Consider the following 24,221-nt stretch of genomic DNA (forward strand, 5'->3'; position numbering starts at 1 on the left):
TCTCCCCGCCTTCGCGGGGAGAAGGGAAGAGAGGAGGCATCGATGTCGAACGCCACATGGCACAAGACCGTCTGCAATCTCTGCTACGTTAATTGTGCCCTCGAGGTCGCGGTCGAGGACGGCCGGCTGACCAAGGTGCGCGGCGACAAGTCGAGTCCGAAGTCGCAGGGCTATCTCTGCAACAAGGCGGCGCGGATCCCGTACTACGCCCACCACAAGGACCGCCTGACGTCGCCGCTGCGCCGGCGCGCGGATGGCGGCTTCGACGCGATCTCGTGGAACACCGCGATCACGGAGATCGCCGAGCGGGTGCGCGCCATCCATGCCGTGCATGGCGGCGGCAGCTTCGCGCTCTATGGCGGCGGCGGCCAGGGCAACCATGCCGGTGGCGCCTACGCGACGGCATTGATGCGGGCGCTGGGATCGCGCAACACCTTCAACGCGCTGGCGCAGGAGAAGACCGGTGATTTCTGGGTCAATGGCCACATGTTCGGCAGCCAGATCTGCCACACGGCCGAGGACGTGCACCAATGCGACCTGTTGTTGGTGATCGGTTGCAATCCCTGGGTGGCGCACGGCTTTCCCAACGCGCGCGACCACCTGAACCACATCAGGAAGGATCCGCATCGCAAGCTGATCGTCGTCGATCCGCGCCGCACCGAGACGGCGCAGCAAGCCGACCTGCACCTGGCAGTGCGGCCCGGCGCCGATGCCTTCCTGCTCGGCGCCATCCTGGCGACGCTGATCGAGCGTGACGCCGTCGACCGAGTGTTCCTGGCCGAGCATGCCGTCGGCTTCGAGGAGGTGCAGGCGGCGCTGGCCCGGATCCCGATCGAGCGCTGGGCTGATGCGGCTGACGTGCCGATGGCCGATGTCGAGCGCTGCGTCGACATGATTACCGCCGCCAGGGCGATGACCGTGCGCGTCGAGCTCGGCATTCAGCAGGGTGTCAACTCGACGCTGAACTCCTATCTCGAAAAGCTGCTGATCATGCTGACCGGCAGCTTTGGCCGCAAAGGCACCAACCAGCTGCACAGCTGGCTGGTGCCGCTATGGTCCAACAGCCGCGGCCAGGCGTTTGCGCCGACCGGCGACGAGGTCATCGCCGGCCTGCTGCCGCCCAATAGTTTCCCGCGCGCCGTCCTGTCCGATCACCCCGACCGCCTGCGCGCCGTCCTGGTCGACAGCAGCAATCCGGCCAACACGGTGGCCGACACGCACGAGGCAGAGCGGGCGCTGGCGGCGCTCGACCTGCTGGTCGTGGTCGACGTGGCGATGACCGAGACGGCGCGCCTGGCGCACTACGTGCTGCCGGCGTCGTCGCAGTTCGAAAAGACCGAGTTCACGCTTTTCAACTTCGAGTTCCCCACCAACTTCTTCCATGTCCGCGCAGCCGCGCTGCCGCCGCTGCCCGGCACCCTGCCGGAGCCCGAGATCTACACCCGGCTGGCCCGGGCGCTGGGCGTGCTCCCCGGCGACAACGTGCTCGCGCCGCTGCGCGCGGCGGCGCAACAGTCGCGGACAGCGTTTGCCAAGGCTTTCGCCGACTTCATGGCGGACAATCGCGCCGTGGCGCCGCTGGCGCCCTTCGTGCTCTACCACACGCTCGGGGACACGCTGCCCGATGGCGTCGCGGCGGCGGCACCACTATGGCCGGCGGCGCAGATGAGCGCGCGGCGCATGCCGGCCGCTGTGCGCCGGGCGATCGGTGCCGGGCCGCAGGTCTCCGACGCGGCCCTGGGCGACGCCCTGTTCGACACTGTCGTCGGCGCCCGCAACGGCGCGGCGTTCACGACGCACGGCTACGACGAGGTCTGGTCGCTGATCGAGTACCCCGATCGCAAGGTGCGTCTGGCCGTTCCGCCGCTGCTCGACTGGCTCGGCCGGCTCGATCCGTCACAGCTGCAGTCCGATGGCTGCTACGGCTTCGCGCTGGCTGCCGGCCAGCGGCGCATGTACAACGCCAACCAGATCTTCCGTGATCCGGCGTGGCGCCGCAGCGATCCGGACGGCGCGTTGCTGGTGAACCCCGGCGACCTCGCGACACTGGGGGCTGCGGACGGCGACTGGGTCGCGGTCCAGTCCGCGCATGGGCGCATCGTCGTGCGCAGCGAGGCCGACGAGTCGATGCGGCGCGGCCAGCTGGCGCTGCCGCATGGCTACGGCCAGGCGTACCCGGCCGCCGACGGCGATCGGCTGACCAACGGCCCGCGCGTCAACCTGCTGACCTCGAGCGACCACCGCGATCCGATCGCCGGGACGCCCTATCACAAGAACGTCCCCGTGTGTCTGGAGCTGGCGACGCCGCAGGAAGCTGCCGACGCGGAAGCCGCCTCGCGCCGTATCCACGGGGGATGACGATGTCGCGCAATTAAAGCCTTTTCACCTGCGTCGGTCCGGCTACAGTGCCGGCCACGCATGTCCCGTATCAGCAGCAAGCCATTTCCGCTTACCAGAGCCCAGGGCAGGAGCCTTTGGCTGCGCGCGCAGCGGCTGGATGCACGCGCGCCATTCGGCGGCGGGCCCGAGGCGACGCGGCTGGCGGTCGAGCATCTGGGCTATGTGCAGATCGACACCATCAACGTGATCGAGCGCTGCCACCACCATATCCTCTACAGCCGCATCCCGGACTATCAGCGGGCGCACCTGCAGCAGGCGCAGAGCATCGATAAGTCGATCTTCGAGTACTGGACGCATGCGCTGTCCTACATCCCCACCCGCGACCTGCGCTTCTTCATCCGCGACATGCGCCAGCAGCGCACGCAGCCCATCAAATGGTACAGCGGGGTGACGAAGCAGGAGCTGCGCAAGGTCCTCGCGCTGATCCGCAAGGGCGGCGGCATCACGATCCGCGACATCGACGACGACGTGCTGACGGAAAAGGATCACCTGTGGGCCAGCCGCAAGCCGTCCAAGCGGGCGCTGCAGCTCGCCTTCTATAGCGGCACGCTGACCATCAGCGCGCGTAGCGGCATGGTCAAGACATACGAGCTGATGGAGCGGCATTTCGCCTGGGACAAGCGGCCCAAGCCCGCTTCGGAGCGCGACATCACCGCCTACCAGCTCGATCGGGCGCTGCAGGCGCAGGGGATCGTGAGCCTCGATTCCATCTGCTACATGAACGCCCCCAGCAAGCCGATCGTACGGCGGCTGATCGATGCGCGTGTGCGGCGCAAGGAGCTGGTGCCGGTGGCGCTCGAGGATGCCGGCAAGACGGAATACTGGGCGCGGCCTGAAGTGCTCGATGCTCCCCCGCAGCAGCCTGACGAGGCGCTGGTCCACATCCTCTCGCCGTTCGATCCGCTGATCATCCAGCGCAAGCGGCTGCAGTTCTTCTTCGACTACGAGCACCGCTTCGAGGCCTACGTGCCCAAGGAGAAGCGGGTGTTCGGCTACTTCGCTCTGCCCGTTCTCGTCGGCGACAAGGTCGTTGCCGCCGTCGACCTGAAGACCGACCGCGAGAACCGCAAGCTCCTGGTGCAGAAGTGGAACTGGATCGGCCGCGGATCGGCGCGGACATACAAGCGGCTGATCGAGGAGGAGCTGCACCGCTTCGAGCGCTTCCAGCTCGCCGGCGTGCCGAACGGCGTCATCCTGGATGCCAAGTCGGTCGTTGCTGAGGCAATCCTGGATGACGACGCTCAGGCCTTGATCCGCGCCGGCAGGTAGCGGAAGCCGCGCAGGAAGTTCGAATAGATCCGCTGCGGCGGGCCGACCACCTCGATCTGCAGGTCGCGCTTCAGGATCTCTTCCCACAGGATGCGCAGCTGCATGTCGGCCAGCCGGTCCCCGACGCAGCGATGAATGCCGGCGCCGTACGACAGGTGCTGGCGCGGCTTGGCGCGGTCGATGATGAAGGCGTCGGGCTGCTCGATCACGCCGTCGTCGCGATTGCCCGAGACGTACCACATCACCACCTTGTCGCCCTTGCGGATCTGCTTGCCGCACAGCAGGGCGTCCGTGCTGGCCGTGCGCCGCATATGGATCACCGGCGTCTGGTAGCGGATGGTCTCGGCCACCAGGCTCGGCACCAGGGCCGGGTTGACGCGCAGCTTCTGCCACTGATCGGGGTTCTGGTGCAGCGCCAGCAGGCCGCCTGACATGGTGTTGCGCGTCGTGTCATTGCCGCCCACGATCAGTAGCGCCAGGGTGCCGACGAACTCCGCCGGCGTCATGTTCCGCGTCGTCTCGCCATGCGCCAGCATCGAGATCAGGTCGAATTTCGGCGGCGCGTTCACGCGCTCGTTCCACAGCCGTGAGAAATACTGCCCCATCCGATCGAGCTCGGCGAAACGCGCCTCGTCCGAGCGCACGGGCGCGTCGGGCGCCGCGATATTGGCCACCGCGACATCGGACCAATATGTGAGCTTGCGCCGGTCTTCCCAGGGGAAGTCGAACAGGGTCGCCAGCATCATCGTGGTGAGCTCGATGGAGACGCTGTCGACCCAGTTGAACGTCTCGTTGCGCGGCAGGCCGTCGAGCACGTTGGCGGTGCGCTCGCGGATGGTGGCTTCCATGTTGGCGAGGTTGCTCGGTCCCACGATCGGGCTCACTGTGCGCCGGCGCACCGTGTGCAGCGGCGGATCCATGCGGATGAAGCTCACCACGTCGCGGCCCAGGGGCGAGTCGGCGATCTGGATGCCGCCGACTTCCGACGATGACGAATAGACCGCGTGGTTCAGCTCGACGGCCATGATGTCGTCGTAGCGGGTCACCGACCAGTAGGGGCCATAGGGGCTGTCGGGACAGAAGTGGACCGGGTCCTCGCGGCGCAGCCGTGCAAACAGCGGCTGCCAGGTGTCGTCCAAGTAGAGCTGCGGATCGCTGACGTCGATCGTGTCGGTCGGCGGGAGATCGTCGATCGCATGCTGTAAGGACATTGCTCGACCTCCCTCTCAGTTGCCTTCATGGTGAGCTTGTCGAACCATGAAGGCCGGCACCCGGCGGGCCTAAAGGCTCTCCAGCACCCGCTTGATGAAGCCGTTAGCATGGGCCCTGTCGATCCAGCGCACAACCGCCACCAGATCGTGCTCGGGATCGATCCAGAGGATGTGCGAACCCCAGCCCAGCGCGAAGAAGCTGCTCTCCGCCGCCGCGGGGTATTGCTCGCGGCCGGTGTTCAGCCACCACATCAGGCCGTAGAACGGTGCCACGGCGCAGGGCCGGCGCAGCTCGGCGCACCAGCCTTCCGGCAGCAGACGATTGCCGTCCCACACGCCATCGGCGGCGACCAGCAGCGCCATGCGCGCATGATCACGGGCGCTGATCACGATGCCGCCGCCCCAATGGCCGCCGCCGGGAACCGAGACCATTGGCGTGCCGTCGATGTCGACGGTGGCATTGCGATAGCCGTCCCAGCGCCAGGTGGTCGAGGCCCCGATCGGGTCCATGATGCGGCGCTTGAGCACTGATGGCAGCGGCTCGCGGAAGCGCTGCAGCAGCGACAGCGCCAGGCGATTGACGCGCACGTCGTTGTATTCCCAGAAGGTGCCCGGCGGCTGCAGTGCGCGGAAGCTGCCCTTGGCCGGCGCCGCCGCCGTCGCGCCGACCTGGCGGTGGCGGTCGATCATGTCGGGCTTGTCGAACAGCGTGCCTTCCCATTCGCTGGTCTGCTGCAGCAGGTGGCGCCAGGTGATGTCGCGGTTCTGCGCGCTCTCGAAGCCGCTGTCGTGTCCACCCTCGCCGACCCGGTCATCGAGGCTGCCGATCAGGCCGTCACCCACCGCCAGACCCGCCAGCACGGAGAGATAGCTCTTGGCGACGCTGAAGGTCATGTCGGGCCGATCGGCATCGCCCCATTCGGCCACGACCTGCCCATGGCGCAGGATCAGGCCGGCCGGGCCGCCGCGGGGCGTGACAGGTCCAAGGATCTCATCATCCGGCGCCCGCTCGCCGGCTTCGGCGGTGAGGCAGAAGCGGCCGTCGGGGTTGTAGAGGCTCTGGGGCCATGGCGATCCATGAGCCTGCACGAACGCAATGGCCTGGGCGAGGCGTTCGCCATCCATGCCAACCGCGCGCGGCTCGACCGTGCGCATGGTTGTGCGCGGTGGTGCAACATCGTTCATCGCGGTCCCGCCTTCCGTCATCCTCGGTCTGAGACATAGTCGTAGCCGGTTGGCGCCTGATGCGCCACGGGACCGTGGCTACCCACTATCCGGGGAAAGTGAGTCGCGATTGTCATCCCGAGCGCAGCGAGGGATCTCCTGCGAATGGCGCACTGTGCGTCCCACGCAGGAGATCCCTCGCTGCGCTCGGGATGACAGGTGTGTCACCAACCAGTGATTCTGAGTAGGGTGTCGGCAAGAACGACACGCTGCTTCATCGAGGAGGAAAGATGACGGACATCCGTGTCGCGTTGGTCGGCGGCGGCATGCATGCGCCGGCTCATATCCGTGGTGCCGCCGCCGCGCCCGGCGTGCGGCTGTCGGCCATCGCCGATCCAAGCCCCGCCGCCAAGGCCGTAGCCGGGAAAGCGGGCCTGCCGTGGTTCGCCGACCATCACGCGCTGCTGGCGAGCGATCGTCCCGACGCCGCGATCGTGGCGACACCCAACGTGCTGCACGTGCCGGTGGCGCTGGATTTCATCGCCGCCGGCATTCCGGTGCTGGTCGAGAAGCCGATCGCCGACACCGTGGCCGATGCCCGGCGTCTTTCCGATGCCGCGCAGGCGGCCGGCGTGCCGCTGCTGGTCGGTCACCACCGTCGCCACAACCCGATCATCCGCCGCGCCCGCCAACTGATCCGCGATGGCGCGCTGGGCCGCCTGGTGTCGGCCACGGTGCTGGCGACGTTCCTGAAGCCCGATCCGTACTTCGACGTGGCGTGGCGGCGCCAGCCCGGCGGCGGCCCGGTGCTGATCAACCTGATCCACGAGATCGACCTGCTGCGCTTTCTCTATGGCGAGATCGCGAGCATCCAGGCGATCACGGCCAACGCCGTGCGCGGCTTCGAGGTCGAGGACACGGCGGCGATCCTGCTGCGCTTCGCCAACGGCGCGCTGGGCACCGTCACCCTGTCCGATGCGGCGGCGGCGCCGTGGACGTGGGACCTTGCCGCCGGCGAGAATCCGGCATTCTTCAAGCCCGACGGCGTGGAGACCCACTTCTTCTGCGGCACCGAAGGCTCGCTCTCCCTGCCGGCGCTCAACCACTGGCGCTATCCCGGGGCGCGCGGCTGGCATGAGGCCATCACCGCCAGCCCTGAAGCGATCGAGACCGCCAATCCCTATGCCGAGCAGCTGCGGCACTTCGCGGCCGTCATCCGCGGCAGCGAGGACCCGGTGATCTCCGGCCACGACGGCACGCGCACGCTGGAGGCGACGCAGGCGGTTCTCGAGGCGGCCAGGACGCGGCAACCGGTGGTGCTGTCGCCCTGAGGGGCTTCGCGCCCTCGTAACACCTGCGCAGGGAGAAGGGACATCACCCGCGCACCACGGCCTTGATCGCGGCCTCGCTCTTGGGCAGCACCGCGAGCTCGCCCAAGGTGATGGGCTTCACCGGCGGCCGCAGCCGGTAGCGGCCGACCTCGGCCGGCGACACGCCGCGCGCGCGGGCGATCAGCTCGGTGACCGTGAGCCCGCACAGGCGGCCCTGGCACGGGCCCATGCCGCAGCGCAGGAACGCCTTCATCTGGTTGGGTCCGGTGCAGCCCAGCGCCACGGTTTCGACGATCTGCCGCGCGCTCACCTCCTCGCAGCGGCAGACCAAGGTGTCGCCTTCGGGCAGGCGGAAGCGATCGGCCGGCCGGTAGAGCCGGTCGAGGAACAGCCGGCCGCGCTCGACCTGCGCCAAGGCCAGGCGCACCTGCATCTCGTCCGGCAGCTGCTCGCGCCGCGCGTCGGGCTTCAGCGCGCGCACGGCGGCCAGTGCCGCCAACTTGCCACGCTCCTCGGCAGCCCAGGCACCGGCGATGCCCGCACCGTCGCCGGCGATCGCGACGCCGTCCACCGCCGTGCCGCCAAAGCCGTCGACCACCGGCGTCCAGCACAGCTGGTCCTCGTCCCAGCGATGCGCGATGCCCACCGACATCGCGAGGTTGACGTTGGGCACCACGCCCTGGTGCAGCAGCAAGATGTCGGCCGACAGACGCGTCTCGACGCCGTCGCCGACGCGATAGGCCACGGTCTGTAGCTTGCCCTCGCCCTCGGCGCGCAAATCGCCGACCTCGGCGACGACGCGCACGCGCCGCCGCACCGACAGCAGCAGGCGCAGGCCCTTGCGGAAATAGGGCGACAGCAGGAATGCCGCCGCATGCGGCCAGGCCGCCTTGCGGTTGGCGCGCGGCGTGGTGTCGAGGATGGCGTCGAGCTTGGCGCCGGCGTTGAGGTATTGCCACGCCAGCAGCCACAGCAGCGGGCCGCTTCCGGCCAGCACGGTGCGGCCCTGCGGGATCATCCCGCTCGATTTCAGCAGGATCTGCGCCGCGCCGGCCGTCATCACGCCGGGCAGTGTCCAGCCCGGGATCGGGAACGGCCGCTCCAGCGCGCCAGTGGCGATGATCACGCGCCGGGCCTGCACCAGCCGCGCGCCACCGGCGATCGACACGCCGATCTCGCGCTCGCGCGACAGGCTCCACACCGTGGCGCCCGGCACGTAGTGCGCCGTGCTGGCGCGCAGCGCGCGCACCAGCCGCTCGCCGTGCCAGTAGTCGTTGCCCAGCACCGCGGGACGGCGCACCGGCGTCTCGCCCACGGCGCGATAGATCTGGCCGCCGGGCGCAGCCTGCTCGTCGAGCAGCACCGTCGACAGGCCGGCGCCGGCGCAGATCGCGGCCGCGACCATGCCGGCCGGGCCGGCGCCGATGACCGCGACGTCATAGCTGTCGCGCAGGTCGGCCGTTCCGCTCATCGCTCGATCTCGCGCCTGCCGTGCTGGATCTCGATCGCCATGCCGTCCTCGACCGGGACCATGCAGCCTTGCCGGTTGCCGACGCCGTCGATGGTGACCAGGCATTCGAAGCACACGCCCATCATGCAGTAGGGCGCGCGCGGCGCGCCCGACACCGGCGTGGTGCGGCAATGATCGACACCGGCCGCCAGCAGGGTTGCGGCCACGCTGTCGCCTGCCCGCGCCCGCGCGGGCTTTCCGTCGATGGTGACGGCGAGCCTCGCCTCGCCGGCATCAGGCAGCCGCCGGAACATCGAACCTCCGCGCGCTGAAGACCTCGAGCTGCTCGGGCGGCAGCCGCCCCTCGGCGATCAGCGGCGCCAGCGCGAGCGCATGGTTGGCCGCCAGCGTCACGCCACTGTGGCAGGTGGCGACGAAGGCACCGGGGCAGGTTGCCGAGTGGTCGTAGATCGGGAAGCCGTCCGGGGTCATGACCCGCAGCGCCGCCCAGGTGCGCACGACATTGAGCCGCGCCAGGAGCGGGAACATGCGCACGGCGCGATCGGCGATGGCCGAGACCACGCCGGTGCCGACGGTGGCGTCGAAGCCCGCCTCCTCCAGCGAGTCGCCCAGCATCACGCCGCCTTCGTCGGTCTGGCGCACTGTCACCACCGGGTAGTTCAGGAACGGTGCTGTCCTTTCCGTGACGACGATCTGGCCGCGCTGCGGGCGCACCGGCACGGCGAGGCCGACCATGGGACCCAGCCGCGCATTGCCGTTGCCGGCGGCCAGGACCAGCTTGCCGCTGCGCACCGCGCCGCCGGACGACTGGATCGTGAACTCGCCGTCGCGCCAGGCGATGGCGTCGACCGCATGGTTGGGCAGGTAGGCGACGCCGAGTTGCCGCATGCCGACATGCAGCGCGCGCAACAGGCGCAGCGAGTTCACATGCCCGTCGAGCGGGCAGTAGCTGGCGCCCACGACCTCAGGGCCGATCTGCGGCAGCATCCGGCGCAGCCGCTCGCGGTCCACGATCTCCCAGTCGTAGCGCTGCATGGCCGGCTGGTTGTGCAGGCGCTTCAGCATCGCTTCGCGCTGCTCAAGCTCGCGTTCGGAAAGCGCCAGGTGGAAGCCGCCGGGCCGCTGGTGGCACACGTCCAGGCCGGTCTGGGCCTTCAGCGCTTCGGCGAAGCCGCCCCAGGCGTTGGACGAGCGCACGGTCCAGCCGGCGTATTGCGGCATGCCCAGGCCCTTGCTCTGCACCCACACCAGCGCGAAGTTGCCGCGCGAGGCGCGCCACGCGATGTCGCCCTCGTCGAGCACCGCCACGCGCTGGCCGGCCTTCGCCAGGCCCCAGGCGATCGCCGAGCCGACAAGGCCGCCGCCGATGACGGCAACGTCATGGGAAGTCGTCGCGTTCATGTCCGCACACAGAGCACGGCGCGGCCCTGCGCCGCAACGCACGATGCGGCCGCCATCGCAGCCGCATCGATTCTCGCCATTCGGGCGCCCGAATGGGGTAGGCTCCTGTCATCGCATGTGTGACGGGGGACAGCGCAGGAAATGGTCAGCGTCATCACCAGGCCACGCCAGGCACCAGCCGAGTTGCCCATGGAGTCGAGCATCGGCCACCAGGTGCGCATCACCAACCGCGCCTTCCAGCGGGCGCTGCAGGCGCGCATCGAGCCCCATGGCATCACCTGGGGCATGTGGTGGTTCCTGCGTGTGCTGTGGAGCGAGGACGGCCTGACCCAGCGCCAGCTCAGCCGGCGCGTGCGCATGATGGAGGCCACCACCGTCACCGCCCTCAACAACATGGAGCGCGCCGGCCTCATCCGCCGCGTCCGCAACACCGAGGACCGGCGCAAGACCAACGTGCTGCTGACCGACCATGGCCGCAACCTGCGCGATGTGCTGCTGCCGCTGGCGGCCGACGTCAACGACATCGGGCTGCGCGGCCTGTCGCCGCAGGAGGCGGCGCTGCTGCTGAGCCTGCTGGGCCGCGTGCGCAGCCAGCTCGAGGCCGGTGTCGAGGTCGAGGCCGACCCCGACACGGCCTGACGCGCCGCCGCTGCGCCCGCTTCCGGCGCCGCTACTTGTACTCGACCAGCACTTCCCGGTACGCGGTCTTGCCGATGTTGCGGGCCTTGTGCGTGGCCGGCACGCGCGCACCCTTGCCGTTCTCCGACAGCACCTCGAGGAAGCCGTCCTCCAGCTTCAGGGAGAAGATGCCGCCGGTGGGCACGTCGAAGACGCCCAGGTCGTTGCCGTGCTCGTCGTAGATCTGTAGCGGCGCGCCCGCGATCGCGTACCACATGTAGGCGTGCTCATGGGTATGCATCGGCGTCTCCTCGCCAGGCGCGAGCACGAAGTTCCACACGATCACCTTGTCGTTCTCGAACACCTTCTCGGTTCCTACGCCGGCCATGGTTGCTTCCTCTCTTGATCAGGACGATCGGGATGGCGCAGCCCCGCGGCGGCCGCTGTGCGGCCGCCGCGTTCGCCTGTCGGCTGTCCGTGGGCTGACTGCAAAAACACTAGGCAGCCGCGCCGGCCGCTGTCAAATCGCCGTTTGCGATGGCTGCCATCGACGATCGGCGATGGCGCGCAAGGACGCCCGAAGCGAGCGGGTCACGCCGCCAGCTCGAGGATCTCGCGCACCTGGGCCGGCCCGTCGATGCGCCGCGGGTTGTACGGCACCCAGGGCGTGCCCATCGCCTGCCTGGCGATGCGCTCGAAATCCTGTGGCCCGACTTTGACCGCGCTCAGCGAGCGCGGCATGCCCAGGCCGCCGATGAAGGCGTCCAGCACGTCGGCGGCATCGTCGCCGGGATGGCCCATCGCGGCCGCCACCAGCTTCTGCCGCTCGGCGTTGGCCGACCGGTTCCAGCGCATCACCGCCGGCAGCATGATGCAGGAGGTGTGGCCGTGCGGCACGTCATGCACGGCGCCCAGCACGTAGCCGATGCCGTGGCTGGCGCCCATCGGAACGCCGCCCGCCAGCGGCCCCATCGACAGCCACGTGCCCATCTGGCAGTCGCTGCGCGCCTGCAGGTCGGACGGATCGGCCTTCACCCGCGGCAGGCCGCGCGCCAGCAGCGACAGGCCGTGCAGCGCCTGCGCGTCAGAATAGGGGTTGGCGAGGCCCGAGCAGATGCCCTCCACGCAATGGTCGACGGCGCGGATGCCGGTCGACAGCCACAGCCACTCAGGCGTGTGCACGGTGACGGCCGGGTCCAGCATCACGGCGCGCGGGATGATGCGCGGATGGCGGAACAGCTCCTTGAGCTTGCGCTGCTCGTCGGTGACGCCGGATATGCCGCTGAACTCGCCGCCCGACAGCGTCGTCGGCACCGTGACCTGCCGCACGGTGGGCGGCTGGCACGGCGGCGGCGCCATGGCGCCGTCGGGGCCCTTCACCGAGCGCACCTTGTCGAGCCCCTCGGGCGTGCGGATGTCGTTGGCCAGGCACAGCTGCACCGCCTTGGCGCCGTCGATGATCGAGCCGCCGCCCAGCGTCGCGATCAGGTCGGCGCCCGATTCGCGCGCCTGCTCGGCGGCCGCGATCACGGCGTGGCGCGGCGTGTGCGGCGGCATCGCATCGAAGGTGCCGGCGTGGCGGTTGCCCAGCGCCTGGCGCACCTTCTCGACCTCGTCGGTCTGGCGGTTGAGCGTGCCGCTCACCATCAGAAAGACCCGGCGGGCATCGAAGCGCTGCGTCACCTCGGCGATGGCTTCCGCAGCCGGCCGGTTGAACAGCACCTCTTCCATCTGGCCAAAGACGACGCGCCCGGATTGCAGCATGGCGTTTCCTTCCTGTGTAGCGATGGGCGCATACTACGCAGGTTACGGGCGGGTGCCACCGCCAACCGCGCCGCCGGGCGAGGCGTCGAGCAGCAGTGGCCGCAGCCAGCGCCGCACGGCGGCGCCCGACAGCGCCCCCAGCGCCAGCCAGTGCACGGCGCTGGCGATCGCGGTCGCGACCAGGAAGCGCTGCTTCAGCGCCGCCATCTGCGCCGCCGCCTCGGCGTTGAACGCCGCGAAGGGCGCGCCGTCCAGGTGCGGCGCGCCGATGACGAACGGCAGCGCCAGCAGCACGAGCCCGGCCAGCCGCCACGGCGCGCGCACCAGGCACAGCAGCGACAGCCCGGCCGCGGCGCAGGCCACGGCCAGCGCCCACCACGCCTGGCGCGCGCCGAGCGGCGCGCTCGCCTCGCCCGGCAGCTCGGGCGGCAGCCCCAGCGCCGGCCAGACATGGAAGCACACCCACCCCGCGGCGCCCCATAGCAGGCCGGTGGCGATCGAGGCGCCGCCGCCGTCGCGCCGCGTGCGGTCCCAGGCCGCGAGCGCCGGCACCAGCAGCAGCGCGAAGCCGATCGAGGCCAGCACGTTGGCGGCCACGGTCCACGCCGTACGTTCGAAGCCGGCCTGCGGCTCCCACGCGCCGTCGCCGTGGTCATGCGCCGCATGGTCATGCGACGGCGGGCTCGCTTCCAGCGCCGACTCGAAGACCTCGGCGGCGGCGATGATGGGCACGACCTGCAGCCGCTGGACCGCGCTGTGGATCAACCCCGCGCACAGGCCGACCAGCAGGGCGCAGACGATCACGCGTCGGAACAGCATGCCTTCACTTCTCCGAAACCGTCATCCCGAGCGCCCCCTTCGACAGGCTCAGGCGAGGGATCTCCTGCGGCAAGACGCACCGTGCGTCATTCGCGGGAGATCCCTCTCCTGAGCCTGTCGAAGGGGGCGCTCGGGATGACAGCCGGCTTGCCGAGCCACCGGAGTGTGGCGCCCTCGGATGACCGCCTCAATGGCAGGGGAAGTTGTTGGCGTGCCGCACGTCGTGCGCGGCGTTGTGCGCCACCGAGATGCCGCTGAAGCCGACGCCGAAAAGGACGACGACGCCCAGCAGCATGGCGCCCAGCAAGGGCGCCAGCGCCCCGGTCGCACGGCTGCGGACCAGGCCCGAGGCCGGCGTGGATGTTGCGCTCATGATGGCTCCTTCATAGGCGATGGCCGGTCCGCCAGGCAACCCAGCAGCGCGGCGTGGAAATCGTCCTGGGGCAGGTTGCGGCCGATGAATACCAGCCGCGACTGGCGCGGCCGGGTCTCGCCCCAGGGCCGGCCGATGTCCGAGCTCATCATCATGTGCACGCCCTGGAACACGACCCGATGGTCCATCCCGTCCAGCGCGACGATGCCCTTGTAGCGCATCAGGTCGCGCGCATGCGCCTGGATGGCATCGCGCAGGAAGGCCTGCAGCCGCGCCGCATCGAAGGGGGTGTCGCTGCGGAACACGAAGGCCTGCACGCTGTCGTCGTGCTGGTGCGTCTCCTCGCCGAGGAAGCCGGGCTCGATCTCCAGGATCGAGTCGAGCGAGAAGCCTGAGATGTCCAGGATGTCCTCGATCGCAGTCGCGCCGAAATGCACCGCCTTCACCGGCGCCCGCGGATTGATGCGCGCCAGGCGCTGGCGCAGCCGCGCCTGCGCCGCGGCATCGACCAGGTCGACCTTGCTGAGCAGGATGCGGTCGGCGAAGCCGACCTGCTCCAGCGCCTCGTGCGAGCTGTCGAGCTGCTGCTGGGCGTGCGCCGCGTCGACCACCGTCACGATCGCATCGAGGCGGTAGCCGGCGGCGATGTCGTCGTCGATGAAGAAGGTCTGCGCCACCGGCGCCGGGTCGGCCAGTCCGGTGGTCTCGATGATGACGCGGCTGAAGGCATCGGGCTGGCGCGCGCGCCGTTCGCGCAGCTGGCCCAGGATGCGCACCAGGTCGCCGCGCACGGTGCAGCAGATGCAGCCGTTGTTCATCTCCACGATCTGCTCGTCGCCGCTGCGCAGCAGCAGCTCGTTGTCGACGCCGGCCTCGCCGAACTCGTTCTCGATCACGGCGATGCGCTCGCCGTGGCGCTCCCTCAGGATGCGGTTGAGCAGGGTCGTCTTGCCGGCGCCGAGAAAGCCGGTGAGGATCGTCACCGGCACCTTGGAGTCCTGCGTCGGCGCGCTCATGTCTTCATCACGTGCATCGGGCCGGCGGCGCCGATCGCCAGGCGCCTGGCCAGGAGCTGCTCGCGCGACGTCACGCCCTTGTCGACCAGCAGGGTCTCGGCGGCGCTCAGCCACTGCTCGTAATAGGTCTTGGGCCGGCCGCCCGCCGCCTCGACCGCCGTCGCCGCCGCCACCTCCTGCGAGAAGCACTCGACCCATTCGCCCCAGGTGAAGCAGCCGGCCTGCGCCAGCTTGACGATGATCGCGAACGCCTTCGCCTCCCACGGCTCGGCGAAGGTCACGTCCGCGTCGACGGTGACGGGCAGCGCCTTGGCGAGCAGCGGCGAGGCGGGCGTCGCGTCCATGGCTCAGTCGGGGTCCATGTAGTCGTCGAACACGTCGACGCGCAGCGTGTCGCGGTCGGACGCCGCCGGGCCCCACACCTCGCGCGCCGTGAAGCGCACGCTGTAGCAATGCTGCGGCTTCTCGCCCAGGCCGTGGGCATGCGTGTCAGGGAATGCGAACACGCCGTAGTCCTGCTCGATCGTGCCGCGCTTGCCGCGCAGGTAGCCCGGCAGCCGCGTGTGCGTCGTCGGGTTGTGGTTGCGCACGCGGATCCGGTCGCCGACGCGGAAGCGCGGCGCGACATGCGCATCGACGCGCGCCGAGGCGCCGGTGGCGACGACCGTCGGCACCATGTCGGGCGTGAGCAGCATCATGGGCCTCCGCTCTTGAGCTGCGCGATGCGGGCGTCGAGCTCCTCGCGTGTGACGAAGCCGCGCTTCATCAGCGCCTCCTCGAAGGCGAACAGCCAGTGCTCGTAGTAGGACGACTCGAGATAATGCGCCGGCGGGATCTTCTCGATCGCGTGCCGGAACTCGTCCACCGTGTAGCCGGCGAAGACGAAGGTCGAGGCGAACAGCGCGAAGGCGCGCCCCTCCCACTTCTCGTGGAAGACCGGTTCGTCCTGCTCTGGCACCACCGGCCCGAGGCCGTGCATGCCGCCCAGGTCATGGATGCCGTTCATCGCCGTCCTCGCCGTGCGTCAGGGTGCCTTGGCCTTGGTGACGCCGATCATCGAATCGCGCGTCACCAGCTCGGCCAGCTGGTCCTCGGTCATGTCGTCGGTGCCGGGCGGCCGCTCGGGCAGCACCAGGTAGCGCAGCTCCGCCGTGGTGTCCCAGGTGCGGACCTCGACCGTCTCGGGCAGCTCGGTGCCGAATTCCTTCAGCACGCCGCGCGGGTCGCTGACGGCGCGGGCGCGGTAGGGCGCCGACTTGTACCACACCGGCGGCAGCCCCAGCGTCGGCCAGGGGTAGCAGGAGCACAGCGTGCAGACGACGAGGTTGTGGACGTCGGGCGTGTTCTCGACGACGACCATGTCCTCGCCCTGCAGGCCGGAGAAGCCGAACTCCTTGATCGCCGCGGTGGCGTCGCTGAGCAGCCGCTGCTTGTAGGCCGGATCGACCCAGGCGCGGGCCACCACCTTGGCGCCATTGCGCGGCCCGACCTTCGATTCATAGGTGTCGACCAGCGCGTCGAGCGCCTTGGGGTCGATCAGGCCCTTTTCGGTCAGGATGGCTTCCAGCGCGCGCACCCTGATCGCGGGATCCGACTCGGCGGGTCCTTGATGAGGCTTCGGCATCGATCCTCCTTGGCTCGCTGGCTGCGGCTCGATGCGCCGCGGCAGGCCCGCAAGAGGAAATCACAACGCGTTTCGGGACTGGAGAAAACTCTATCGCCCGCGCCGTCCGGCGGTCAAGCAGCGGATACCTGCGCGCGGCCGCTCATTGACCTAGGACCAATGGCGCGGGATGCATCCGCGCCGTAGCGTTCCCGCAGGGAGACCAAAGGCAGGGAGGCCACCATGGCTCGCGTCGTCGGCATCGATCACCTGGTGATCAGGGTCAGCAACTACGAAAGGTCGAAAGCTTTCTACGGGCGGCTGTTCGAGTTCCTCGGCTTCGAGGTTTCCGACGAGTACGCCGATGCCATCGGCTGGACCAACGGCAAGACACGCTTCTGGATCGGTCAGGCCGAAACAGGCGCCAGGCGCAAGTACCGCATCGGCGATGTCGGCTTCCACCACTATGCCTTCCAGCTGCGCAGCCGCAAGGACGTCGACGCGCTGCAGGCCTTCCTGGAGGCGCAGGGCGTCACCATCGTCGACCCCGCCGGGGAATACTACGACGACTACTACGCCGTGTTCTTCCTCGATCCCGACGGCATGAAGCTCGAAGGGATGAAGTACGGCGAGCGTCTGGCGCAGGCCGCCCGCCGCAAGGCGGCGGCGCGCCGCGCCCGGCCCGCCAGGCGCTGAGCTGCAGCGCTTCGCGTTGACAAAAGCGAGTGCTTACTCTAAAGATATCCAGCATCAAGACAATATCGACGATGTCGGGGGCCACGATCGCACGCAGCCGTGCGGGGGGAGTCGTGGCCCGCGAACCCACGGTCGATATGTGACGTCGCGCGCGGGGATCTGCCGGCTCATCCAGGCACGGGAGAGTGATGCGATGGCCAACTTCCAGAAGGTTCCGGACCGGATCCTGAAAAGCACCCCGGGCAGCTTCACCCCGGCGTGGCGGGCGACGCTGGCGTTGCCGGGGACCTATTCGTTGTTCGATGTCGGCACGTGGCGCCTGGTCGTGCCCAACAACGAGACGGTGCGCGAGAAGGGGCCGCAGGCGCGCCTGATCGGCATGTGGGGCGGCCAGCCCAACGGCCACCGTCTCGATGTCCGCATCACCGGCCCCAGCCTGGGCATGAGCGTCGAGCTGGTGTCCGAGACGCCGATCGCGCCGCATCTGTGGCTGTGGTGCGTCACCGCGCGATGGCCACAATGCCTTGTGCGGCCGATCGAGACCGGCCTCTTGGGCGTCACGGCGGTGGCCGAGCCCGGCCTCCCGGCCGGCACGCCCTATGCCGCCCGGCTGCCGGTGATCATCTCGCCGGAAGGCGCCTTCGGCACCAACCTGCCGCCATGGGCCGGCGGCACGCGCGACGAGACGCGCGATGCCATCATGACCGAATGCGAGCGCCAGGGCGTGACGCTCGATACCCAGGTCGCCTACCTGCTGGCCACCTGCGAGCACGAATGCGGCTTCCGGCCGATCCGCGAAGGCCAGTTCGGCGGCCGCCCGGCGCAGGGCAGCGAGCGCTTCCGGCGCGGGCTGCGCTACTATCCCTACTATGGCCGCGGCTACGTGCAGCTCACGCACAAGGGCAACTACCAGACCTACGCCACCCGGCTGGGCATCGAGCTGGTGGGCGACCCCGACCTGGCGCTGGAGCCGAACGTGGCGCTGTACGTGCTGGTGCACGGCGTGACCAACGGCTCGTTCGGCGCCGCGATGACCCGCTTCGTCAATGCCCGCCAGACCGACTTCGTCAACGCCCGCCGTTCCGTCAACGGCCTCGACCGGGCCGAGCATATCGCGGGCCTCGCGCGGCGCTGGCTGGCCTGGATCCGCACCAACCACCCCGGCCGCTTCACGCGCGGCTTCGAGGCCGGCGCCCATGCCCATGCGCGTCCCGGCGCGCCGGCGGGCGCGCCGCAGCACGGGGCGCCGCGATGATCGGCCTGCTGTGCCGTCGGCTGCTGGCGCTCGCGCTCGTCCTGGCCGCGGCGGTGGGCGGCGCGCAGGCGCAGGCGCCGGACGCGATATGGTCGGGCACCAGCGCCGGCTTCGACGTGCAATGGACCACCGGCGACATCGTCGTGCGCCGCGGCACGCAGCCGGTGTTCTCCGCGCGCGACTGGGCGCAGGCCGGCCTCGCGCATTTCGTCGACGTCAATCGCGACACGAGAAGCGCCCGCCCGCCCGACTGCACGCTGACCCGCAGCCTGCGCATCGTGGCCCTGGTGGGCACGATGATGAGCCTGGAGGACGGCTTCGAGACCACCTGCCGCCGGGAAGCCCATCCCGGCGGCATGACGCGCCTGCTCACCGTCAACCTGGCGAAGCCGGGATCCCTGGCCCAGGCCGGGCGGGACGCGATCGGCCGCGTCGATCCGGACCAGCCCGGCCGCGCCGTGCTGCTCACCGACCTGTTTCCCGCCAGCGATGTTCTTGCCGGCCTGGCCGGCGCGCCGCCGCTGCGCGATGTGCTGCGCCGCGCCGGGAGCACGCCCACGACCCTGCCGGCGCTGATCGAGGCGGTCGCCTATGCCAGCGGCGAGGGTGATGCCTGCTACAGCGTGCCGGCCGACCTGCTCGCTGCCTTCGCGTTCGCGCGGCTCGACGGCGAGCGTATCGTCATGCGCCTGGGCCTGCCCGGCGACGGGCCGTGCCGCATGAACCTGACGACGGCCGACATGCCGTTCGCCCTGCCCGCGTCTCTGACGCCGGCGGTTCGCAAGGCCGCCGCCGGGCAGGAAGGCTTCCTCGCCGACCGGGCCGAGACCATCGCCGCGGGCCGCCGCACGGTGATCGAGCTGCAGAGCGGCCGCGGCGCCGGAAGGTGAGCGTCTTACGCGGAGTCGGATGAGAGGCTTCGCGGTCGCGGTCCTCGACGGCTGGCCAAATTGCCTGCCGGCACAATACGTCGTACAGTCGTGTCGCGGTTGGCCGAGGGCATGCGATGGCCCGAGAGCAGCGCCGTTTGGCGGCAATCCTCGACGCAGACGTGGTGGGATACTCCCGTCTGATGGGCCGCGATGAGAGTGGCACCGTTTCTCGACTGCGGGACCATCGGGTCCGGCATCTCGAGCCGCTGGTGGCCCGGCACGCCGGGCGCATCGTCAAGCTGACGGGCGATGGCGCCCTGATCGAGTTCGCCAGCGCCGTGGACGCGCTGGCGGCGGCAATCGAGTTCCAGCAGACGATGCTCGAAGCCAATCGCAGCCGGCCCGGGGACATGGCGATCGTGTTCCGGATCGGCCTTCACCTCGGCGACGTCATCGTGGACGGCGATGATCTGTACGGCGATGACGTGAACATCGCGGCACGGCTTCAGGAGCAGGCTCCCGCCGGCGGCATCCTGGTCTCCCGAACAGTGAGGGAGGCCGTGGCGGGCCGCGTCAAAGCCAGCTTCGAGGACCGCGGCGGGCTTGAGCTCAAGAACATCGAACGGCCCATTCCGGCATTCGGCGTGATGTGGGATGAGCGCGACTGGCCGGTCTCGTCACTTGTTGCCGGCGTGCCGGTCATGGATCCGCCGGTCGGGATCGCAGTGGCGGGCGATGCGAGTGCTTCGACGGATGCGTCAATGCATGCCTTTCGACGCAGGCGCATCCCGATCTGGGTGGCAGTCGGGTCAGCCGTTGGCATCCTGCTGGCCGGCGCGGGCTACCTTGCATTTGCATCCCGCTCACCATCGGCCACCGGGCGCGTCGCGCCATCGCAATCCGACAAGCCGTCGATCGCAGTGCTTGCCTTCCGCAATCTGAGCGGCGATCCCGAGAGGGAGTACTTCGCGGACGGAATGGTCGAGGACATCATTGCCACACTGTCGCGCATCCCGAATTTTGTCGTGATCGCCCGCAGCTCCTCCTACTCGTACAAGGGACGATCCGTCGATGTGCGGCAGGTCGGGAGCGAGCTCGGCGTGCGCTATGTCGTTGACGGCAGCATTCGCATCGCTGCAAGCACCCTGCGCATCAGCTGCGTGCTAATCGATACGACAAGTGGAAAGCATATCTGGTCTGAACGTTATGAAGGAACCGTGGAGAATGTCTTCGATCTGCAGGACAGGATCACATCGAGCATCGTTGCCACGATTCAGCCGGAGGTGCAGAGAGCCGAGATCGCGCGCGCACAGGCAAAGCCGACCGGCAATCTGAGCGCCTACGATCTGTATCTGCGCGCCCTGGCAGCAATTTCTCCTGAACCTACCGAGAGCTCGATCGATGAAGCCTTGACGCTGCTCGAACGTGCTACTGCCGCCGATCCCAGGTTTGCCGCTGCATACGGTTTGATGGCCAGCGCTCATCTCAACCGTCTGATGCGCGGATGGGTGTCTTCTGACGAAGCGTTTGCGCGTGGATATGAGGCGGCGAAGATTGCCGTCGAGATCGGTAGCGACGACCCTGTCGCTCTGGCTCTTGGCGGGTTCGGCATTGCCTATTTTGGCGGCCGGCCGGAGCAGGGGCTGGCCTGCATCGAGCGTGCGCTGACGCTCAACCCCAATTACATTTGGGCGTGGCGTCTGGGCGGCGCGGTGTCCTGGATGACCGGCAGGCACGAGAAATCCATTCGATACTACGAACGGGCGATGCAGCTCAGTCCGCGAGATCACCAGTTGTTCGAATCATACGCGGGTATCGCATATCCGTATTTCTTCCTCGGCCAGTACAAGCAGGCCATCCATTGGTCCGAACGGGCGCTCCAGGAAAAGCCACACTATGTTCCAGCTCTATTATTGAGGCTGGCTGCCTTGGCCATGGAGGGTTCCCATCCCGGCGAGATGCAAGAAGCGCTTCAGCAATACAAGTCAGCTCTACATTTTTCCGTGTCGATCCTGGGAGTCCTGTCGCTTCTCCCCGCGCACTCTCCATCCGATCGCGAGCTCTTCGCGGCGGCGCTACGCAAGACGGGACTTCCGGAACAATAGCAACGCGGCAGGCAGCCGGGAGCGGGTAGCGGTGTTGGAGACAGACCTGGCCCGCTGGTTGCGCGGTATTGGTGGAGGACTCCTTGGTGGCTGGTGACGGGCCGGACCGCGTCGCTCCAGCGACGCACCGGCGCGAAGCGCCGGCTCGTGGCCATGAGCGCCGCTGGAGCGGCGCGGTCCGGCCCGTCACCAGCATCGGCCGTGTTGCGCCAACCACCGCAAGATCCTTCGCTGCGCTCAGGATGACAGCGGGTGGAACCTGGGCCGGGCTCACCGTCCCGCCAGGACCGCGTCGGCGATCTTCTCGGCCGTCATCAGCACCGGGAAGTTGGTGTTGGCGCAGGGCACGACCGGGAACAGCGAGGCATCGACCACGCGCAGGCCCTGCACGCCGCGCACGCGGCCTGAAGTGTCGGTCACGGCCATGGGATCGTCGGCGCGGCCCATGCGGCACGAGCACGATGCATGCCAGACGCCGATCGTGGCCTTGCGGATGAAGGCCTCCAGCGCCTCGTCGTCGGTCATGACCTGCTCGAAGGTGAAGCCCTCGACGACGAAGCGGTCGATCAGATAGCGGCGCAGCGCCGCGGGGCCGTCGAGGAACCGGGCGATGACCTCGGTCAGGAACCGGTTCTTGGCGTTCACGACGCCGATCTTGCGCACGCGGTCGCTGTAGCTCGCCGGGAACGGGTTGGAGCTCACCGCCTGCAGCGGCGCGCTCATCTGCAGCGCCGCCATGCGCCGGAAGCCGTCCATCAGCCGCTCCAGGTCGCGGCGGTCCGACAGCAGGTTGAACTCCACGACCGGCTCGGCCCGCCAGTCGCGCGCCGCCAGCTTGACCTGGCCGGTCTCCGAGTAGGTCTTGTTGACGAAAACCAGCAGCGAGCCGATCTGCTCGCCCACCGCGTGCCAGGCCGACTTGCCGACCACGGCCACGAACATGTCGCCCCTGGGCACCTCGGGCAGGCCGGAGGAATAGCGCAGGCCGACCACGATGTGCCGGCGCGTATGGCCGTTCATGCGCGCGCCGCGGGACAGGAACGACGACAGGGCGATCGAGGGATGGTCCATCAGCCGCTGGCCGACGCCGGGCACCGCCGCCAGCACCGGGATGCCCATGTCGTGCAGGTGGCCGACCGGGCCGATGCCGGCGCGCAGCAGGTGGGCCGGCGTGTGGATCGCGCCCGACGACAGGATCACCTCGCGGGCCCGCAGCTCGGTGTCCTTGCCGTCGACCACGGCGTTCACGCCGACGCAGCGCGTGCCGTCGAACAGCAGCGACTTCACCTGCGTGCCGGTCGAGATCCTGAGGTTCTCGCGCTGCCGCGTCTGGGCGTTGAGATAGCCCATCGCCGCCGACACGCGCTGCTCGTTGGCGTTGGAGTGGGTGACCGGGAAGTAGCCGTCGACGAACTCGCCGTTCTGGTCCTCCAGGAAGCTGTGGCCCGCCAGCTTGCAGGCCTCGGCGAAGGCCTTGGCATGCCCGGTCCAGTGCTCGGGCTTGATGCGGCGCACCGGGATGTGCCCGTCCTTGCCGTGCCAGGGACCGTCGAAGTCGAGGTCGCGCTCGACCTTCTTGAAGTAGGGCAGCACGTCGTCCCAGCCCCAGCCCTCGGCGCCGCGCGCCTGCCAGTCGGCGTAGTCGGTGGGCGCGCCGCGGTTGGCCATCTGGCCGTTGATCGACGAGCCGCCGCCCAGCACCCGCGCCTGCTCGTACTTGCGCAGCGGCGGGCGGTCGACGTCCGGGTTGTTGTGCGACACGATCTGGGTGTGGACCTTCAGCTCGGTCCAGTGGAAGCGCGGATCGAAATACGCCATGCCCGAGTAGCTGTCGCGGATCTCCGGCGGCTCGGCGCCCGGCGGCGTGTCCTGTCCGGCCTCGCACACCAGCACCTTGTTGGCGCTGCGGGCCGACAGGCGATTGGCCAGCACCGACCCGGCCGAGCCACCGCCCACGATGATGTAGTCGTACATCCGGCGTTTCCCCTGCTGCTTGTATGGCGGCGACGTTAAAGCAAGTCCCGGCGCGAGGGAAACCGTTCACCCCTCGCCCCGCTCGCGGCAGGGCGGTCGCATACGGCGTCGAGCTGCCGAATCTCAACGATGCCCTCTACCTTCCCCCGCTTGCGGGGGAAGGTGCCCGAAGGGCGGATGGGGGATATCGCAACAGCGCGGGTGCTCGATGGGATGCACCATTTGCGTTGAGGCATCCCCCATCCGGCGCTTCGCGCCACCTTCCCCCGCGAGCGGGGGAAGGTAGTCAAAAACCGACGCTCCCATCCATGCGCGATCGCCCTGCCGCTCGCGGGGAGAGGAGACGGCAGCGGTGCGCCCATATGCGATCGCTGCCCCTCCCGCACCTACCTGTTCGGCAACGCCCTGGCGCAGAGGCTGGTCGACGCGACCGGGATCGTCGGCGTCGGGGCCGGTCGCCTGGTCTTCACCTATGGTCTGCTGAGGGAGATTCTCGATTTGTTCTTGTTCCTTTATGGAGAAAATGATATGGTCCGCGTTCCAGGTGCTGCGTGCGGCGGCATCCAGGGCGCGCCGGGGTCCCCGGGAGCGAAACGCCGCAAACCGCGCAACTTTCTGGAGCGATAGTGGGAGGGATGTAAGCTATTGATTCTACTGGTGTAAATAGAATATCCAGAATTTCTGGAACTGCGCAGCGTCACGTGTCGATGGATGAGGGGTATCGGAACGCGAGGATGTGGAAGGTTCTTCGCCTTTCTGAAGGGCGAGGGACCGGCGTCGTGTCGCGCCGCATCACCCGATCGGATGACGACAGTTGCTGCAGGCGCGTGCCAAGCTTCCGGCAATGTGCCCACCAGGAAGGCAGCAGGTCATCTGCGA

The 24,221-nt window shown here is 69.0% G+C and carries 23 protein-coding genes; 8 read left to right on the top strand and 15 right to left on the bottom strand.

What is annotated here, in order from left to right; translation table 11 throughout:
• Positions 1-42 precede the first annotated feature (42 nt).
• Together FHP25_RS14160 and FHP25_RS14165 are read left to right on the top strand one after the other, a co-directional pair.
• Entirely contained in the window at positions 43-2,358 is a 2,316-nt protein-coding gene (locus tag FHP25_RS14160) for a molybdopterin-dependent oxidoreductase (protein ID WP_147847590.1), read from the top strand.
• Between the two features lie 60 nt (positions 2,359-2,418).
• Positions 2,419-3,669, top strand: a complete 1,251-nt coding sequence (locus FHP25_RS14165; protein WP_147847591.1) for a winged helix-turn-helix domain-containing protein — start codon at positions 2,419-2,421, stop codon at positions 3,667-3,669.
• Here the strand turns inward: FHP25_RS14165 and FHP25_RS14170 are convergent.
• Together FHP25_RS14170 and FHP25_RS14175 are read right to left on the bottom strand one after the other, a co-directional pair.
• Complete coding sequence (locus FHP25_RS14170) at positions 3,642-4,880, bottom strand: cytochrome P450 (RefSeq protein ID WP_147847592.1); 1,239 nt, start codon at positions 4,878-4,880, stop codon at positions 3,642-3,644. The two genes, FHP25_RS14165 and FHP25_RS14170, sit on opposite strands and share 28 nt — an antisense overlap.
• 69 nt (positions 4,881-4,949) lie before the next feature.
• Positions 4,950-6,065 carry a serine hydrolase domain-containing protein gene (locus FHP25_RS14175; RefSeq protein ID WP_147847593.1) on the bottom strand — a complete coding sequence of 372 codons (1,116 nt, stop codon included), beginning with the start codon at positions 6,063-6,065 and terminating at the stop codon, positions 4,950-4,952.
• 269 nt (positions 6,066-6,334) lie between these two features.
• Here FHP25_RS14175 and FHP25_RS14180 point away from each other — a divergent pair, with 269 nt between their 5' ends.
• A complete protein-coding gene (locus tag FHP25_RS14180) occupies positions 6,335-7,375 on the top strand; it encodes a Gfo/Idh/MocA family protein (protein ID WP_147847594.1) in 1,041 nt (346 codons plus the stop codon).
• Positions 7,376-7,418: 43 nt separating this feature from the next.
• On the opposite strand, the gene FHP25_RS14185 is transcribed toward FHP25_RS14180, so the two are convergent.
• Genes FHP25_RS14185 through FHP25_RS14195 form a run of 3 tightly spaced genes read right to left on the bottom strand, consistent with a single transcriptional unit; the run spans position 7,419 to position 10,247 of the window.
• A complete protein-coding gene (locus FHP25_RS14185) occupies positions 7,419-8,846 on the bottom strand; it encodes an FAD-dependent oxidoreductase (protein WP_218578374.1) in 1,428 nt (475 codons plus the stop codon).
• Complete coding sequence (locus FHP25_RS14190) at positions 8,843-9,139, bottom strand: (2Fe-2S)-binding protein (RefSeq protein ID WP_147847596.1); 297 nt, start codon at positions 9,137-9,139, stop codon at positions 8,843-8,845. Before FHP25_RS14190 ends, FHP25_RS14185 begins: the two co-directional genes overlap by 4 nt.
• Positions 9,120-10,247, bottom strand: coding sequence for an NAD(P)/FAD-dependent oxidoreductase (locus tag FHP25_RS14195; protein ID WP_147847597.1), 1,128 nt, complete (start codon positions 10,245-10,247; stop codon positions 9,120-9,122). Before FHP25_RS14195 ends, FHP25_RS14190 begins: the two co-directional genes overlap by 20 nt.
• Positions 10,248-10,436: 189 nt before the next feature.
• On the opposite strand from FHP25_RS14195, the gene FHP25_RS14200 reads away from it, so the two are divergent.
• Complete coding sequence (locus tag FHP25_RS14200; RefSeq protein ID WP_147847598.1) at positions 10,437-10,886, top strand: MarR family winged helix-turn-helix transcriptional regulator; 450 nt, start codon at positions 10,437-10,439, stop codon at positions 10,884-10,886.
• A gap of 31 nt (positions 10,887-10,917) precedes the next feature.
• On the opposite strand, the gene FHP25_RS14205 is transcribed toward FHP25_RS14200, so the two are convergent.
• From FHP25_RS14205 to nthA, 9 genes are all read right to left on the bottom strand, one after another.
• Positions 10,918-11,253, bottom strand: a complete 336-nt coding sequence (locus FHP25_RS14205) for a cupin domain-containing protein (protein ID WP_147847599.1) — start codon at positions 11,251-11,253, stop codon at positions 10,918-10,920.
• Between the two features lie 203 nt (positions 11,254-11,456).
• Positions 11,457-12,626, bottom strand: coding sequence for an iron-containing alcohol dehydrogenase (locus FHP25_RS14210; RefSeq protein WP_178133540.1), 1,170 nt, complete (start codon positions 12,624-12,626; stop codon positions 11,457-11,459).
• A 45-nt stretch (positions 12,627-12,671) separates the two neighbouring features.
• Positions 12,672-13,448, bottom strand: coding sequence for a CbtA family protein (locus tag FHP25_RS14215; RefSeq protein ID WP_147847600.1), 777 nt, complete (start codon positions 13,446-13,448; stop codon positions 12,672-12,674).
• Positions 13,449-13,635: 187 nt separating this feature from the next.
• Positions 13,636-13,821, bottom strand: coding sequence for a CbtB domain-containing protein (locus tag FHP25_RS14220; protein ID WP_147847601.1), 186 nt, complete (start codon positions 13,819-13,821; stop codon positions 13,636-13,638).
• On the bottom strand, positions 13,818-14,837 hold the full coding sequence (locus FHP25_RS14225) for a CobW family GTP-binding protein (RefSeq protein WP_147847602.1): 1,020 nt from the start codon (positions 14,835-14,837) through the stop codon (positions 13,818-13,820). Before FHP25_RS14225 ends, FHP25_RS14220 begins: the two co-directional genes overlap by 4 nt.
• Complete coding sequence (locus tag FHP25_RS14230; RefSeq protein WP_147847603.1) at positions 14,834-15,181, bottom strand: nitrile hydratase accessory protein; 348 nt, start codon at positions 15,179-15,181, stop codon at positions 14,834-14,836. Before FHP25_RS14230 ends, FHP25_RS14225 begins: the two co-directional genes overlap by 4 nt.
• 3 nt (positions 15,182-15,184) lie before the next feature.
• Entirely contained in the window at positions 15,185-15,535 is a 351-nt protein-coding gene (locus FHP25_RS42460; protein ID WP_218578375.1) for an SH3-like domain-containing protein, read from the bottom strand.
• Positions 15,532-15,843 carry an SH3-like domain-containing protein gene (locus tag FHP25_RS42465; RefSeq protein ID WP_218578376.1) on the bottom strand — a complete coding sequence of 104 codons (312 nt, stop codon included), beginning with the start codon at positions 15,841-15,843 and terminating at the stop codon, positions 15,532-15,534. Before FHP25_RS42465 ends, FHP25_RS42460 begins: the two co-directional genes overlap by 4 nt.
• Before the next feature lie 18 nt (positions 15,844-15,861).
• Entirely contained in the window at positions 15,862-16,461 is a 600-nt protein-coding gene (gene nthA / locus FHP25_RS14240; RefSeq protein ID WP_147847604.1) for a nitrile hydratase subunit alpha, read from the bottom strand.
• A 222-nt stretch (positions 16,462-16,683) separates the two neighbouring features.
• On the opposite strand from nthA, the gene FHP25_RS14245 reads away from it, so the two are divergent.
• The 4 genes from FHP25_RS14245 to FHP25_RS14260 all read left to right on the top strand — a co-directional run bounded on the left by FHP25_RS14245 (position 16,684) and on the right by FHP25_RS14260 (position 21,368).
• Positions 16,684-17,136 (top strand): VOC family protein, encoded by a 453-nt coding sequence (locus tag FHP25_RS14245; RefSeq protein ID WP_147847605.1) that lies wholly within the window; start codon positions 16,684-16,686, stop codon positions 17,134-17,136.
• A 193-nt stretch (positions 17,137-17,329) separates the two neighbouring features.
• On the top strand, positions 17,330-18,391 hold the full coding sequence (locus FHP25_RS14250; protein ID WP_147847606.1) for a hypothetical protein: 1,062 nt from the start codon (positions 17,330-17,332) through the stop codon (positions 18,389-18,391).
• Positions 18,388-19,281: a hypothetical protein gene (locus FHP25_RS14255; protein ID WP_147847607.1), complete on the top strand. Its 894-nt coding sequence runs from the start codon at positions 18,388-18,390 to the stop codon at positions 19,279-19,281. The genes FHP25_RS14250 and FHP25_RS14255 overlap by 4 nt, the downstream gene beginning before the upstream one ends.
• Positions 19,282-19,397: 116 nt before the next feature.
• Positions 19,398-21,368: an adenylate/guanylate cyclase domain-containing protein gene (locus FHP25_RS14260; RefSeq protein WP_147847608.1), complete on the top strand. Its 1,971-nt coding sequence runs from the start codon at positions 19,398-19,400 to the stop codon at positions 21,366-21,368.
• Between the two features lie 270 nt (positions 21,369-21,638).
• On the opposite strand, the gene FHP25_RS14265 is transcribed toward FHP25_RS14260, so the two are convergent.
• Positions 21,639-23,342 (bottom strand): GMC family oxidoreductase, encoded by a 1,704-nt coding sequence (locus tag FHP25_RS14265; protein ID WP_147847609.1) that lies wholly within the window; start codon positions 23,340-23,342, stop codon positions 21,639-21,641.
• Positions 23,343-24,221: the final 879 nt, after the last annotated feature.

Origin of the sequence: Vineibacter terrae (assembly GCF_008039615.1) — a bacterium.
Taxonomy (GTDB): Bacteria; Pseudomonadota; Alphaproteobacteria; order Reyranellales; family Reyranellaceae; genus Vineibacter; species Vineibacter terrae.

What these genes read in the sequence shown, in the direction of transcription:
- FHP25_RS14250 (WP_147847606.1), top strand. Translation starts at nt 17,330, where the DNA reads ATGGCCAACTTCCAGAAGGTTCCGGACCGGATCCTGAAAAGCACCCCG.
- FHP25_RS14220 (WP_147847601.1), bottom strand. Translation starts at nt 13,821, where the DNA reads ATGAGCGCAACATCCACGCCGGCCTCGGGCCTGGTCCGCAGCCGTGCG.
- FHP25_RS14225 (WP_147847602.1), bottom strand. Translation starts at nt 14,837, where the DNA reads ATGAGCGCGCCGACGCAGGACTCCAAGGTGCCGGTGACGATCCTCACC.
- FHP25_RS14180 (WP_147847594.1), top strand. Translation starts at nt 6,335, where the DNA reads ATGACGGACATCCGTGTCGCGTTGGTCGGCGGCGGCATGCATGCGCCG.
- FHP25_RS14230 (WP_147847603.1), bottom strand. Translation starts at nt 15,181, where the DNA reads ATGGACGCGACGCCCGCCTCGCCGCTGCTCGCCAAGGCGCTGCCCGTC.
- FHP25_RS14190 (WP_147847596.1), bottom strand. Translation starts at nt 9,139, where the DNA reads ATGTTCCGGCGGCTGCCTGATGCCGGCGAGGCGAGGCTCGCCGTCACC.
- FHP25_RS14160 (WP_147847590.1), top strand. Translation starts at nt 43, where the DNA reads ATGTCGAACGCCACATGGCACAAGACCGTCTGCAATCTCTGCTACGTT.
- FHP25_RS14200 (WP_147847598.1), top strand. Translation starts at nt 10,437, where the DNA reads ATGGAGTCGAGCATCGGCCACCAGGTGCGCATCACCAACCGCGCCTTC.
- FHP25_RS14185 (WP_218578374.1), bottom strand. Translation starts at nt 8,846, where the DNA reads ATGAGCGGAACGGCCGACCTGCGCGACAGCTATGACGTCGCGGTCATC.
- FHP25_RS14170 (WP_147847592.1), bottom strand. Translation starts at nt 4,880, where the DNA reads ATGTCCTTACAGCATGCGATCGACGATCTCCCGCCGACCGACACGATC.
- nthA (WP_147847604.1), bottom strand. Translation starts at nt 16,461, where the DNA reads ATGCCGAAGCCTCATCAAGGACCCGCCGAGTCGGATCCCGCGATCAGG.
- FHP25_RS14265 (WP_147847609.1), bottom strand. Translation starts at nt 23,342, where the DNA reads ATGTACGACTACATCATCGTGGGCGGTGGCTCGGCCGGGTCGGTGCTG.
- FHP25_RS14175 (WP_147847593.1), bottom strand. Translation starts at nt 6,065, where the DNA reads ATGAACGATGTTGCACCACCGCGCACAACCATGCGCACGGTCGAGCCG.
- FHP25_RS42465 (WP_218578376.1), bottom strand. Translation starts at nt 15,843, where the DNA reads ATGAACGGCATCCATGACCTGGGCGGCATGCACGGCCTCGGGCCGGTG.
- FHP25_RS14165 (WP_147847591.1), top strand. Translation starts at nt 2,419, where the DNA reads ATGTCCCGTATCAGCAGCAAGCCATTTCCGCTTACCAGAGCCCAGGGC.
- FHP25_RS14195 (WP_147847597.1), bottom strand. Translation starts at nt 10,247, where the DNA reads ATGAACGCGACGACTTCCCATGACGTTGCCGTCATCGGCGGCGGCCTT.
- FHP25_RS42460 (WP_218578375.1), bottom strand. Translation starts at nt 15,535, where the DNA reads ATGATGCTGCTCACGCCCGACATGGTGCCGACGGTCGTCGCCACCGGC.
- FHP25_RS14215 (WP_147847600.1), bottom strand. Translation starts at nt 13,448, where the DNA reads ATGCTGTTCCGACGCGTGATCGTCTGCGCCCTGCTGGTCGGCCTGTGC.
- FHP25_RS14260 (WP_147847608.1), top strand. Translation starts at nt 19,398, where the DNA reads ATGGCCCGAGAGCAGCGCCGTTTGGCGGCAATCCTCGACGCAGACGTG.
- FHP25_RS14245 (WP_147847605.1), top strand. Translation starts at nt 16,684, where the DNA reads ATGGCTCGCGTCGTCGGCATCGATCACCTGGTGATCAGGGTCAGCAAC.
- FHP25_RS14255 (WP_147847607.1), top strand. Translation starts at nt 18,388, where the DNA reads ATGATCGGCCTGCTGTGCCGTCGGCTGCTGGCGCTCGCGCTCGTCCTG.
- FHP25_RS14205 (WP_147847599.1), bottom strand. Translation starts at nt 11,253, where the DNA reads ATGGCCGGCGTAGGAACCGAGAAGGTGTTCGAGAACGACAAGGTGATC.